Origin of the sequence: Rhizobium ecuadorense, assembly GCF_001187535.1 — a bacterium.
Lineage (GTDB): Bacteria > Pseudomonadota > Alphaproteobacteria > Rhizobiales > Rhizobiaceae > Rhizobium > Rhizobium ecuadorense.
Genome location: NZ_LFIO01000214.1, coordinates 1 through 228, shown reverse-complemented (window position 1 = coordinate 228; position 228 = coordinate 1). Strand labels below are relative to the sequence as shown.

Annotated in this window: 1 pseudogene; it reads left to right on the top strand. The window is 59.6% G+C overall.

The window, feature by feature from the left end:
• Positions 1-60: 60 nt before the first annotated feature.
• Positions 61-228 (top strand): annotated as a pseudogene (locus tag AF337_RS41775) (sugar ABC transporter permease); the annotation flags it as partial.

The following is a 228-nucleotide window of genomic DNA, read 5'->3' as shown; positions in this document are numbered from 1 at the left end:
CCGCCCCTCTGGGTCGCCGATTGCCCGAACTGCATCGGCGGCCTCTTTTTTCAAACAAAGCTGCCTTGCGGCCGCTCCCCGCTTCCGTCCAGATCGGTGATTGCCATGGCAACGTTACATACCCGCTCCGCCGCGCGCCTGATGATTGCGCCCTCCGTGCTGCTGCTGTTTGCGTGGATGATCGTCCCGCTTGTGATGACGATCTATTTCTCGCTGCTGAACTACAAT